The sequence below is a fragment of the Synechococcus sp. R5-13 genome (assembly GCF_047462015.1).
GTDB lineage: Bacteria > Cyanobacteriota > Cyanobacteriia > Thermostichales > Thermostichaceae > Thermostichus.
Map to the genome: position 1 here is coordinate 1 of NZ_JANSIL010000137.1, position 12233 is coordinate 12233.

Here is a 12233-nt window from a genome sequence, read left to right on the forward strand (position 1 = left end):
GGCAGGAATGCCCGACCGCGAGGTAAGGACTCCGTCCTGCTGACGGGAAGGGTGGCCCGCGCTCTGTCCATAGGATGAGCGCCGGGAGGATGTCACTCTTGCCGACTTTGGTGTTCGCGCCAGAACTGCTCCGCAAAAGCCACCGTCGGGTGGAGAGGGGCACGGGGTTTGCTGCGCAGGGGCATGTTGGCTTCTTCAGGGGTGCGGTTGCCCTTGCGTTGATTGCAGCGTTCGCAAGCCGTCACCACATTGTCCCAACTGTGGGATCCCCCTTTGGAGAGGGGCACGACATGATCCAAGGTCAAATTGTGGGTGGTGCCACAATACTGGCAGGTGTGGTGATCCCGCCGCAAAACCTCCCGCCGATTCACAGGGGGCACGCGCCAAGCGCGCTCTTTGCCCTTGATGGTCAGGCGAATATGTTCGGGCACTTCAATGACCTGGTTGGGGGAGCGCACCTTCCACACCGGCACATTCATCATCGAGAGCGGTTCGGCTTTGCCTGTTAGCAGCAGCACGATTGCCCGCTTGATATTGACCCGGCTAATGGGCAAATAGTTTTGGGAAAAGACAACGATCGACTGTTCCAGAAGGTGGGTAGCGGCAGTCATGGCTCAGCTCTTCCATTTGCCGCCATTCTCCTGAGGAATCTGCCGAATGGCAAGCTTTTCCCCACCGCCATCGACACCGGCAGAGCTCAGACATTCAAGAGTTTCTTACGATCGCCAGCCAGACAGATGGGCTAGTATCCGGGTGATGGTTGGATCCCGTACCGCCCATGACCTACCCGCTGCACGTCGCCCTGGTTTGGCACCAACACCAACCCCTCTACAAAAGTCCGGTGGCGGGTAAATATCGCATGCCTTGGGTGCGCCTACACGGGATCAAAGATTACCTGGACTTGGTGTTGCTGTTGGAGCGCTATCCCCGCCTGCACCAAACGGTCAACTTGGTGCCCTCCCTGATTGTGCAAATCGAAGAGTACGTAGCCGGCTCGGCTTTTGATCCTTACCTGGAACTGACCCTATCCCCTGTCGAAAAGCTCGGCCCCGATCAACTGCGCTTTGTGGTCGAGCGCTTCTTCGACAGCCACTACCCCACCATGATCGAGCCCTACCCCCGCTATCGGCAGCTCTACAACCAACGGGAATCTCAGGGGGTGAACTGGTGTCTGCAGTACTGGACTCCGCAGGACTTCGGGGATTTGCTGGCCTGGCACAACCTGTCTTGGTTTGATCCTCTCTTTCAGGAGGATCCTGAGATTGAGGGCTGGATCAAAATGGGATCCGGTTTTACCCTGGCGGATCGGCAGCGGATCTACGCCAAGCAACAACAGATCCTCGGCGCCATCTTGCCCCAACACGCCAAACTGCAGAGCAACGGCCAACTGGAGCTGACCACCAGCCCCTATACCCACCCCATCTTGCCCCTGTTGGTGAGCGAGCGCTCGGCACGGGTGGCCCGCCCAGGGTTGCCCTTACCTCGCTACCCCTTTCACTGGGAGCAGGATGTCCACACCCAACTGGAGCGGGCTAAGCAGATCTATCGGGAGCGCTTTGGCCGCGAGCCGCGGGGCCTGTGGCCTTCGGAGCAATCGGTGAGCCCTGCCATTGTGCCGATTGTGCAAAAACAGGGCTTTGAGTGGATCATCTCCGACGAAGGGGTTTTGGGGTGGAGCCTGGGTCAACCGTTTCACCGCGATGGGCAGGGCCACATTCTGGAGCCGGAGAAGCTCTACCGCCCCTACCGCCTGGAAACCGAGCGGGGGGATCTGGCCATCGTCTTTCGGGATCACCGCCTTTCGGATTTGATCGGCTTCAGCTACAGCGCCATGCCCGCCGATGCTGCCGCCAAAGATCTCATCGGCCATCTGGAGAGCATCCGCAACCGCCTGCCCCAGGAGCAGCCCTGGCTGGTGACCATCGCTCTGGATGGGGAAAACTGCTGGGAGTACTACCCCCAAGATGGCCGGCCCTTCTTGGAAAACCTCTATACCCGCCTCAGCCAGCACCCGGCGCTGCGCTTGGTGACGGTCTCCGAGTTTCTGGATCAGTTTCCGCCCACCGAGTTTTTGCCGGCAGAGCAACTTCATAGCGGCTCCTGGATCGAGGCAGATTTCACCACCTGGATTGGGGATCCCGTCAAAAACCGCGCTTGGGAGCTTCTGGCCCAAGCCCGTCAGGTGATTCAGGATCATCCCCGCGCCAATCCCCAAGCCTGGGAGGCCCTCTGGGCCGCCGAGGGATCCGATTGGTTCTGGTGGTTTGGGGCAGGCCACTCCTCCGCCCATGATGCCGTTTTCGACCAGTTGTTTCGGGAGCACCTGCAGGCGCTCTACACTGCTTTGGGAGAGGCGGTGCCGACCGTGCTGCAATTTCCCCTGGAGGATCATGACGGCCTAGGGGATCGCCTGCCGCAGGGGTTTATCCACCCGGCCATCAACGGTCGTCCGGCAGAACGGGAGTGGAGCCAAGCGGGGCGGGTGGAGATTGGAGCGGCCCGAGGCACCATGCACCGCAACAGCGCCGTTCGCCGCCTCTGGTACGGGTTTGATCACTTCAACCTCTATCTGCGGCTGGATTTTAACTCGGTGGTGCAGCGGCCCAGGCAATTGCTGGTGCTGTGGTTCTATCCCAACCGCGTCACCGTCAACAGCCCCATTCCCCTGCAGGGATTGCCGGCAGAAGCCCCTCTCAACTACCACTACCGCCACCTGTTGCGGTTGTCACTGCCGCCTCCCGGCACCGGCCAGCATCCGGCAGAGGTGCAAGCCCAGCTCTTGCAGGCAGGGGAGTACCACACCTGGCACGCCATCGGCCATCAAGTGAAGGCGGTGGTGGATGCCTGTTTGGAGGTGGCCATCCCCTGGAGCAATTTGGGCGCCCAGCCGGGTCAGGAGCTGCAATTTGTCATCCTGGCCGCGGATGGCGAGACCTTTCAGGAAGGGATCCCGCCCAAGGCCACCATTGCCCTGCGCAGACCCTGAGAGTGATGACCAGCAGAGCTTCGAGTTATGTCGCGCGATCTCTATCCCCCCATCGAGCCCTACGATCAAGGCTTTCTGGCGGTTTCCTCCCTCCACACCTTGTACTACGAGCAGTGCGGCAACCCGGCAGGCAAGCCGGTGGTGTTTTTGCACGGGGGGCCTGGAGGCGGGATCGATCCCATCTACCGGCAGTATTTCGATCCCAGCCGCTGGCGGGTGGTGCTGTTCGATCAGCGGGGCTGCGGGAAAAGTCGCCCCTATGCCGAGCTGCGGGAGAACACCACCTGGGATCTGGTGGCGGATATCGAGAAGTTGCGCCAGCATCTGGGCATTGATCGCTGGTTTGTGTTCGGGGGCAGCTGGGGCAGTGCCCTTGCCCTGGCCTATGGGCAAACCCACCCCCAATCCTGCCTAGGGTTTATCTTGCGGGGCATTTTTCTCTTGCGCCCTTTTGAGCTCCGCTGGTTTTACCAGTCGGGGGCCGGCTACTTTTTCCCCGACGCTTGGGAACATTACCTGGAGCCGATCCCTCCCGAAGAGCGGGATGACCTGCTGGCAGCCTACCACCGCCGCCTAAACGACCCAGATCCCCAGGTACGGCTGAGGGCAGCTCGCGCCTGGTCCGTCTGGGAGGCCAGCACCAGCAAGTTGATCCCCAGCCCAGAGCTCATCGAGCGCTTTGGTCGGGGAGAGTTTGCCGAGGCCTTTGCCCGCATTGAGTGCCATTACTTTGTCCACAGCGGTTTTTTGGATCCGGAGGATCAGCTCCTCAGGGGGGTGGGACGGCTGCGGCATCTGCCGGCGGTGATCGTCCAGGGGCGCTACGACGTGGTGTGCCCGCCCATCTCTGCTTGGGAGCTGCATCAGGCTTGGCCAGAAGCAGAGTTTCGGATGATCCCCGATGCTGGCCATTCCATCACCGAGCCCGGAATCCGCACCGCCCTCCTGGAAGCCACCGATCGCTTTGCCGGTTTGTGAGCCCCGCCGAGCCAACCCAGTGCTGCCAGGGATCCCAAGACCTTGAAGAATTGCTACAGGAAGGCCGGCAAAACCTTGGGATCCAGCCCAGAAGCACGGCCAAGCCTATCGACAGTTGGCGATTTTGGGTTTATCACTGAGGGAGGGGCGGTGCAAGCTGCCCACACCTGGCTGGTGCATCCACCCAAGTGCTTCGCGGATTCAAGCTCATTTCTACTTCACCGTTTCCAGGGTCGAACCATGCAGAAACCAACCCATCTGTTCAAGCTTGCCCTAGCCCTGCCCATCTCCTTCTTGCTGGCAGATGCAGTTGTGGCCTACCCCTGCGACTCGGTTGGGGGTGAAGCTTACAACCACCACGGCTCCACGGTTCAGGTCAGCAGCGACGCCAACAGCTTCGGGGTTCAGTGGTCGCCTGCCTCCTATGCTGTCGGCAACGGCTTCATTGGAGTTGCCATTGAAACGGTGAACGGCGAGCAAGCCCAGAGCGCCATCAGCCGTCGTCTGTTCGGCCCCGCACCGCAAGTTCGAGGGGTGCAGGTGGTCGGCCTGCTCCAAGACGGCCCTGCTCAACGAGCCGGTCTGGCCCAGGGCGATATTTTGATTGGAGTGGATGGGCAGCGGGTCACCTCCGTGCAACATGTGCAGCAGATCATCCAAAATACCCCGGTAGGCCAATCGGTGCCGATTACCTTCCGCCGTGGTGAGCAGGTGCTGTCAACGGTGGTTGTGGTGGGGGATGGCCGGGTGTTGCGCCCCTTGATGCTGCAGCAGCAGTGAGCCTTGTCGGGATCCCTACCCGGAGCTCTCTGTGAATGCCAATTGGAGTTCGGGATGGGCTGTCTGGGCAGTTTGCGGCCTCAACGGCTTGCTGTTTTTGGCCCTGGTTGCTCTCATTCCTGTCATTTTGAAGCTGCGCTCGGCTCTTGGGGTCACAGAGCAGGCCATGGCCGATTGGCGAGAAGCAGCTCAACAGGCCTTGGCTCCCACTCCCGCTGAGTTGCTGCGTCTGCGGGATCGTCTGCGCGAGAATCGCCATACCCTTGCCCGCTGGCAACGTCGTTTGCAGTTCTGGCAAGGGATCCGCAGGGTGGCCGTTTGGCTGGGGCGTAGGCTTTGAGGGATATGGATAGCAACTATCCTGTCTCCAATCCCATCCGGTTGCAGGTCATGGCCAACGCTCTGGCGGGGATTGCCGAAGAGATGGGAGCCCGCCTCATCCGCGGTTCTTATTCGGCCAACATCAAGGAGCGGCGGGATTGCTCCACAGCTCTGTTTGACGCGCAAGGGGCTTGCATTGCCCAGGCAGCTCACATCCCGGTGCATTTGGGAGCCCTCTCGGAGGCGGTGCGAGCGGTGGTGGCAGCCAACCCGCGACCCGGAGATGTGTTTCTCCTCAACGATCCCTACCAGGGGGGATCCCATCTGCCAGACGTTACGGTGGTCGCGGCCATTCCCGGCTGGAGGGATCCCGACCGGATTTGCGCCTATGCTGTGAACCGTGCTCATCACGCTGATATTGGAGGGATGCGCCCTGGCTCCATGCCCGCCGACTCCACAGAACTTTGGCAAGAGGGGCTGGTGATCCCGCCGGTACGGCTGGCTGGGCTCTCTCTAGAAGGAGAGTTGTACTGGCAGGAGGATCTGCTGCGCCTAATCCTGGCCAATGTGCGCAATGCCGAGCAGCGGCGGGGGGATCTGCAGGCCCAGGTGGGGGCCAGCGCAGTGGGGATGAGCCGGTTTCGGGAGTTGCTGGCCCGCTTTGGAGAAGAGGAAGCTTGGCAGTTGATCGCGGGGGTGATCGAATACAGCCGCCGGCGGATGCGGGCGCAAATTCAGGCTCTGCCCGATGGGATCTACACGGCTGAGGATTGGTTGGAGGGCTACGGGGATCCGCCCGCGCCCCTTGAGATTCGGGTGCAGGTGGAGGTCAGGGGCGAGAAGCTGCGGGTGGACTTCACCGGTACCGCTCCGGCCATGGCGGGAAACCTGAATGCGCCGCTGGCCGTCACCCGCTCGGCAGTGTTGTTTGCCCTGCGTTGTCTGTTGGATCCCACGGCCCCCAGCAATGTCGGCTTGGAGGATCCCATCGAGATCGTGGCGCCGCCCGGCTGCTTGGTGAATGCCCAGTTTCCGGCAGCAGTGGTGGCGGGCAATGTGGAAACCTCGCAGCGAATTGCCGATGTGGTGTTCAAAGCTCTGGCTCCCGTGGCCGGATTGCGGAGCATCGCTCAGGGGCAGGGCACCATGAACAACTGTGTGCTGGGCAACCGCCACTTCACCTACTACGAAACCCTGGGAGGTGGTCAGGGGGCCAGCCGACAGCGACCGGGCCTGGATGGCGTCCACGTGGGCATGAGCAATACCCTCAACACCCCCATCGAAGCCCTGGAGTTGGAGTATCCCCTGCGGGTGCTGCGCTACGAGCTCCGCCAGGATTCCGGCGGCCATGGTCAACAGCGGGGCGGGTGGGGACTGATCCGATCCATCCAGACTTTACAAGATTGCACCCTCTCCCTGCTCACAGACCGGCGCCATTATGCCCCCCAAGGAGAACAGGGGGGTGGGCCAGGCCAGGTGGGGATCAACCTCATCAATGGGGATCCCTTGCCTGGCAAAATCAGCCGCTCCCTAAAAGCCGGCGACGTGATCACCCTCTACACGCCGGGCGGCGGGGCTTGGGGCTCAAACGAGGATGAGCAGGCTCCCGAACCCAGGTAGCGCAGGTGGTCAAGAAACAACTGCTCGCAGCGGCGAATCACCTCATCGCGGCTGGCGAAGTGCTCCAGCCTTTGCACTTCTTGACCTTTCTCAAACAAAATTAGGGTTGGCAAAGAGCGCACCCGATAGCGGCGCGGCAGCCAAAAATTGTCGTCTACATTCACCCGCAGTACTTTGACCGCACCTCCCCACTCGGCTACGAGACGGTCGGTAATCGGCTGAATGAAGCGACACAGGCCACACCAAGGGGCGCCGAAATCCACCAAAACCAACCCATCACTTGTCAAAAGTTCTTGATTAAAAGCATCTAAAGCAACTTGCAAGGCCATCACTCCCAAACTAAAGAAGTTCTTTGGGATCATGCTACCAGGCAACTTGGCTGGCTGCAGAAACCATTTGTGGATGGAAGGCGTAAAGAATCACTACAAAGCTGAACACCCCCAGATAGGCCCAGCGAAAAAACTCTTGGGGGCGCAGTTGCTGTCGCTTCTGCAGAATGGCCAAGCCGGGGATCACGGAGGTGCGCGCCTTGAGATCGCGGAAGGCCTGCCCGTATTTCCGCTCCAGGCGGTGATCCCCGTGCCAAACCGCAAACAGGTGGTAGGCAATGAGCCCAAGCGAGGTCACCGCCATAAAGCTGGAGCCAATCCACAGGGAATGGGCCACACACCAGATCACCTGGCCCACCATTTGGGGATGACGGGTGATGCGGATGATCCCGGTTTCAAACAGGTGGATCTCCGGCTTGCGAATGGCGGCGATCTCCAGCAAGTTGAAGGTGGCCGGATACAAAAAGAAAAAAGAGAGGGCAGACAAAAGAGCAACGGTGGTGCGAATGCCTGGGACGGCTTGGAGATCCCAGAGAATCACCCCGTCGTAGCGGTGGTTGAAAAAATAGATGAGCAACAGCGGTGCCAAACTGAGGCTCACCAGAGCAAAGAAGATGCGGTACAGACGGGATCCCAGCCAGCTTTCCCCCCAGGGTCGCAAGTAGGCCAGTCCGCTGTGAGCACAGGCAAACCCCAAGATCAGGGCTAACATTGTCCAATGGGATCCGTACTGGCCTAGCCTCTGCAGAAAGTCGCTGAAGGGGGTGAACAGCATCTTTTGGGTGACTCCTCTTCCGGTGTTGCTGTGGCTTATGCTTAAAAGTAAGTTACATTAGGTTCCCCATGCTCAAAACTTTTTTTCTGCGTCTTGTCAGCCTGCTCCTGTCTGTAGCCCTTTTGCTGGGATCAGGGAGCTCAGTTGCTCAGGCTGCCCGTCTCACCGGCAAGTATTACGAAGACAGCATGACCCTGATCCAAACCCTACGCACCGTCCTTTCAGAAGGGGATCCCCTGATGAACCCGGAAGAGGCGCGAGCGGAAGCCATGCAAGCCATCCAGGAGTTTTCTGGGCGCTACCACGGCCATCGCTACGACAAGCTGCAGTCTTTTACCACTTTGCGCACGGTGTTTAATACGCTGGCCTCCCAGTACCGCACTTCCAACCGGCCTCTCAACCCCGAAAAGGCGGAGCGGGTGCTAATGCAACTGGATCGGGCGGAATTGGCCTTGCGCCGAGAAGGTTGAGCTTTTTTTAGATTGGATCTCCCCGATCCAAATCACAGGCAAATTTCCCCGCTGCGGCCAGACTGTTCCCAGTCCGCAGAAGCCAGGGTCTTCTCAGGTCTCTTTTTGAATCTGAGAGGAAGGGCGCAGTGCTTTTCTGGAAGTGGAGGAGATTTTTATCTCGATTGAGGATTGGGGAGGTCGTGATGGTCAAAAATCGTTGGGTTTTGCTCTCGCTGCTGCTGATGGTTGGAGCTGTTGCTTCTCACCCAGCTTGGCTCCTGTCTCTCCCAGCCCAAGGACAGGTCGTTGGGGCTGTCGAGGAGGGATCCCCGGGCCCCTTTTTTGCAACGGATGGCCTGGCCCTGCGGGGCTATGACCCGGTGGCCTATTTCATCGACGGCAAGCCGGTCAAGGGATCCCCAGAGTATGAATGGGAGTGGGGAGGGGTGACCTGGAGGTTTGCCAGCGCCGAGAATCGGGAGCGGTTTCGCAACGACCCAGAGCGCTTTGCCCCCCAGTACGGCGGGTTTTGTGCCTGGGCCGTGGCCCACAACTACCTTTACCCGGTGGATCCCTTTGCCTGGAAAATTGTTGATGACAAGCTATACCTGAACGCCAACCGGCGGGTACAGCGCAACTGGGAGCGCGACATCCCCGGGTTGATCGAGAAGGCAGATGCCAACTGGCCGGGTCTGCGAAGCCGCTAAACCCAAGCCCCCCTGCTCTGAGATTCACTGTGCAAGGCGCAGGGTTACCTTGATGCCAACCCGGTAGAGTCCACTTTCACAGAGTTCCAGCTGGCCTCCCATTTCTCTCAGGAGCCGCTCGCTTACCCGCCAGACGGCACAGCCCTCTGTTTGAATGGGCACATGGCATCGCCCCTCAAGGTTCCACCCCAGGCACAGTCGCCCCTCTTCTTCTGCGGTGGGATAGGGGTGCAAAGCCATCGAACCGTAGCGTAGGGTGCGGATGCCCCAGCGACACACTCCCAGCAGCGCCTGCACCAAGCCGTGGGGATCCGCCCAAACGGTGAGGCTATCGGGGAGAAGGGGCACCTCAGAGGCTGGGGCTGGTTGTAGAACCGGCCATTCGTAGCGAATGCCCTGATCCTGGGCCTGTAGGCGAGTTAGGCTGTACACATCCTGCAGGAGGGGGCGTAGTCGGGTCGGTTCCGGTCGCAGAGGTTGGATGGGCAGGTCATGGCGAGCCAGGCGGGTGTATTCCTCAAGCAGCTTGATCAGGCGCTCTACCGCCTCTTTGGCACTTTGAAGGTATTCCCGCTCCTCTTCGGGAGAGTCACATAGATCCGACAACACCAACTGCAGGGATCCCATCTGGCTGCTGAGGGGATTGCGCAGCTCATGGCCGATGCTGACGAGCAACTCTTGTTGAAAGGCCCGCATCACCTCAGAGCGTTCAAAAGCAAATTGCCAATCCACAGCCCCTTGCCCGTCGGCAGGGGCGGCCTGCTGTAAGGGTGGGTCGGGTTTGGCTGTAGGCGAAGGCTCCCTCAAGAAGTGCTCCTGGCGAAGGACAGGGGATCCCATCCGTGCTCAGATCTCTGGGCTCGGAGCTTTAAGTTTTGGACAGTTCCGGCTCCAGCGATACCCCATCTTATGGGATCCTACCCTTTTCTATCCGACGAAGTGGGCGCTGACCACCCGTTCAATCCCGGCCAGATCTCGGTGAACTTGGATCTGCCGATAACAGCCCCTATCTCGCAACTGCTCCGCCACCCAAGGGGCTTGGCCTCGCATCACTTCCACCGCCCAAAAGGAGTTCGGGGCCAAGTAATCCGGTGCTGCTTGAATCAACAGCCGCAAGTGGGCTAGGCCATCTTCTCCGCCATCCAGAGCCTGTCGTGGCTCGTGCAGTCGCACCTCTGGCATGAGAGAGGCCAGCTCGGCAGAGGGAATGTAGGGAGGGTTGGAAACCAGGCCGCGCAGCTGCCCCCGCCAGGGATCCAAGGGCACAAACCAGGATCCCAGCAGCAACTTCACCCGCTCCTGCAGATGGTGGGCTGCCACATTGTCTGCTGCAATAGCCAAGGCCTCTGGGCTGGAATCCACGGCCAGAAGCCGCAACTGGGGGTGCTGATGGGCCAACGCAATGGCAATCGCCCCGCTGCCTGTACCCAGGTCGGCAAAACAGGATCCCGGCGGCAGAGGATTGGCCTGTAGCCAAAGGGAAGCCTGCTCCACCAGCAGCTCGGTCTCCGGGCGTGGGATCAGCACCGCCGGCGTCACCCGCAAGCTCAAGCCCGCCCACTCAACTTTGCCCAACAGGTACTGTAGGGGGATGCGCTCTTCCACCCTTTGCCGCCAAAGGGCCTGCACCTCCTCCAGGGGATCCCCCTCCCCAGCCGGAGCGCGACCCATCAACCGCTCCAATGGCCCCCACCCCAGCCGTTCTTTGAGCAAAATCTCCACTTCCTCGGCAGGGATCCCAGCCGCTTTTGCCGCCCTCAGGGCTTGGGCACGCCACTCTGTTAACCGCTTCACCAGAGCAGACGGGGATCCCATCAGGGGCTTAGGTTAACGCTGAGGCTGGGGACTTGCAGAAGGATTGGCAGGCCGGGCCAGGGATTGGATATACTCCAGCGCCGAGCGAGAGGGGATAAAGGCAATTTTCTGCACATCGGCCTGCGCGTCGGGGGCCAGCATACGCTCTACCACAATGGCCAGCGAGGTCACTTCAATCTGGGTTTTCCCAACCACATCCGGGTTCTGCGCCGCCGCCCGATCCAAAGCCCTCCGCAAATCGTTGCGGTCGAAGAAGAAGGGCACCACCTCATGGCCATCCTGCTCGATGGTCAGCAGCCCCTCTCCGGAGCGGCCATAGAACAGAGGCACGCCGATTGCCTCCGGGGGCACATCTTGACCGGTTTCCTTCAGCACCTGCTTGGCTGCTTCCACATCAGAAGCCCGAGGCACCACCTCAAAATACAGGTCACTATTCTTGGCGCGCTCCTCTTCCGATTTTTCGTAGGCATACCCCAGCGAGAGAGGCACCACCCGGGCTTGACTGGCTATCTCGGGGTTGCTGGCTTTCACCTGCTCCAACATTTGTTGGGCCTGGGCCTGATCCAGCCAGAAGGAAACCACTTGGATGGTGCGGCCATCTCGCTCCACATTGGCGACAACGGGGGTGCCGTTCTGAGACACAATGGCAAAAACAGGCACCAGATTTAGCCGCTCCGCCACCTCTTGCCGGCTCATGGGGCCTGCGGCTGCCTGAGCCAGTAGGGCATTCTCCTGAGCCCAAACAGGAGTCACAGCCAAACCCCCCCAAGCTGTTCCGATCAGGATCCCGGCTACGCCGCCCACCTGAGCTGCACAGCGGCAGAGGGAGCGCACAGGCGATACTACATTACAACGCGTCATTCTCATCTCAACTCCCGGCATCGCGCCTTGTTCTGGTTGCTATGGGGTCAGCTTCCTAAGTACTAACCAACAGCCTGGGGCAAATCAAAAGCTGCCTAGATTAAATTAAACCCGCTCAACAGGGCTTAGGCTAGCGATGCGGCACACTCTCAGCCTTAGGATCCCGGTTGGCCATCGCTGACAACACCCCGGCACACCTATCTTGAAGAGCGCTCTTGGGCCACCCTAGAAGCCAAGGTTAGAACATCTGCTCGACCTCTGTCGAGGGGCAAAGCCCCTGTTTTGGGTGGGGATCCCGCATCACCCAATACTATATACGGAGTCGCATACAACTGATCCACGCTAGATGCAGATCCCTCCGAGGGTTGTGTACCCAGCTCTCCCATAAAACGCTGCCTATTCCAGCCTTGTTCGGCGGTGTCCTGATGTAGCCGCGCAAACGTGGCAGCTGCTGTTAACTTTTGTTAAGATAGGGGTGCGAACTCACAGCTGTAGGGAGCATGACTCTAGTCAATAATAAGCTCAACTATACTGAAAACAATGTATAATATGTTCAGTACGGATTACTACCAGTTGATCTTTCTGTTTACTTTCGAGTCTGCCAACATG

13 protein-coding genes are annotated in these 12233 nt (G+C 59.9%); 7 read left to right on the forward strand and 6 right to left on the reverse strand.

The window, feature by feature from the left end:
• Positions 1-92: 92 nt before the first annotated feature.
• Complete coding sequence (locus NW840_RS10405) at positions 93-611, reverse strand: HNH endonuclease (RefSeq protein ID WP_414344109.1); 519 nt, start codon at positions 609-611, stop codon at positions 93-95.
• 167 nt (positions 612-778) lie between these two features.
• Here NW840_RS10405 and NW840_RS10410 point away from each other — a divergent pair, with 167 nt between their 5' ends.
• From NW840_RS10410 to NW840_RS10430, 5 genes are all read left to right on the forward strand, one after another.
• The gene (locus NW840_RS10410; protein ID WP_414344111.1) at positions 779-2986 is read left to right on the forward strand and encodes a glycoside hydrolase; all 2208 of its coding nucleotides are present in this window, start codon (positions 779-781) and stop codon (positions 2984-2986) included.
• A gap of 27 nt (positions 2987-3013) precedes the next feature.
• Entirely contained in the window at positions 3014-3964 is a 951-nt protein-coding gene (pip, locus tag NW840_RS10415; protein WP_414344113.1) for a prolyl aminopeptidase, read from the forward strand.
• Positions 3965-4204: 240 nt separating this feature from the next.
• Positions 4205-4744: a PDZ domain-containing protein gene (locus NW840_RS10420; RefSeq protein WP_414344114.1), complete on the forward strand. Its 540-nt coding sequence runs from the start codon at positions 4205-4207 to the stop codon at positions 4742-4744.
• Between the two features lie 31 nt (positions 4745-4775).
• Positions 4776-5084 carry a hypothetical protein gene (locus NW840_RS10425; RefSeq protein WP_414329349.1) on the forward strand — a complete coding sequence of 103 codons (309 nt, stop codon included), beginning with the start codon at positions 4776-4778 and terminating at the stop codon, positions 5082-5084.
• A 5-nt stretch (positions 5085-5089) separates the two neighbouring features.
• Positions 5090-6685, forward strand: coding sequence for a hydantoinase B/oxoprolinase family protein (locus tag NW840_RS10430; protein WP_414344116.1), 1596 nt, complete (start codon positions 5090-5092; stop codon positions 6683-6685).
• Here NW840_RS10430 and NW840_RS10435 read toward each other — a convergent pair.
• The gene (locus NW840_RS10435) at positions 6622-7014 is read right to left on the reverse strand and encodes a thioredoxin family protein (protein ID WP_414344118.1); all 393 of its coding nucleotides are present in this window, start codon (positions 7012-7014) and stop codon (positions 6622-6624) included. The two genes, NW840_RS10430 and NW840_RS10435, sit on opposite strands and share 64 nt — an antisense overlap.
• Before the next feature lie 34 nt (positions 7015-7048).
• Positions 7049-7789 carry an NnrU family protein gene (locus NW840_RS10440; protein ID WP_414344120.1) on the reverse strand — a complete coding sequence of 247 codons (741 nt, stop codon included), beginning with the start codon at positions 7787-7789 and terminating at the stop codon, positions 7049-7051.
• 68 nt (positions 7790-7857) lie between these two features.
• Here NW840_RS10440 and psb27 point away from each other — a divergent pair, with 68 nt between their 5' ends.
• Positions 7858-8259 (forward strand): photosystem II protein Psb27, encoded by a 402-nt coding sequence (psb27, locus tag NW840_RS10445; RefSeq protein WP_414344122.1) that lies wholly within the window; start codon positions 7858-7860, stop codon positions 8257-8259.
• Positions 8260-8483: 224 nt separating this feature from the next.
• Complete coding sequence (locus NW840_RS10450; protein ID WP_414344132.1) at positions 8484-8948, forward strand: YHS domain-containing (seleno)protein; 465 nt, start codon at positions 8484-8486, stop codon at positions 8946-8948.
• A gap of 24 nt (positions 8949-8972) precedes the next feature.
• Here NW840_RS10450 and NW840_RS10455 read toward each other — a convergent pair whose 3' ends face one another.
• From NW840_RS10455 to NW840_RS10465, 3 genes are all read right to left on the reverse strand, one after another.
• Positions 8973-9788, reverse strand: coding sequence for a sensor histidine kinase (locus tag NW840_RS10455; RefSeq protein ID WP_414344124.1), 816 nt, complete (start codon positions 9786-9788; stop codon positions 8973-8975).
• Between the two features lie 87 nt (positions 9789-9875).
• On the reverse strand, positions 9876-10763 hold the full coding sequence (prmC, locus tag NW840_RS10460; protein WP_414344126.1) for a peptide chain release factor N(5)-glutamine methyltransferase: 888 nt from the start codon (positions 10761-10763) through the stop codon (positions 9876-9878).
• Between the two features lie 12 nt (positions 10764-10775).
• Positions 10776-11630, reverse strand: coding sequence for a Tic22 family protein (locus NW840_RS10465; RefSeq protein WP_414344129.1), 855 nt, complete (start codon positions 11628-11630; stop codon positions 10776-10778).
• Between the last annotated feature and the right edge of the window lie 603 nt (positions 11631-12233).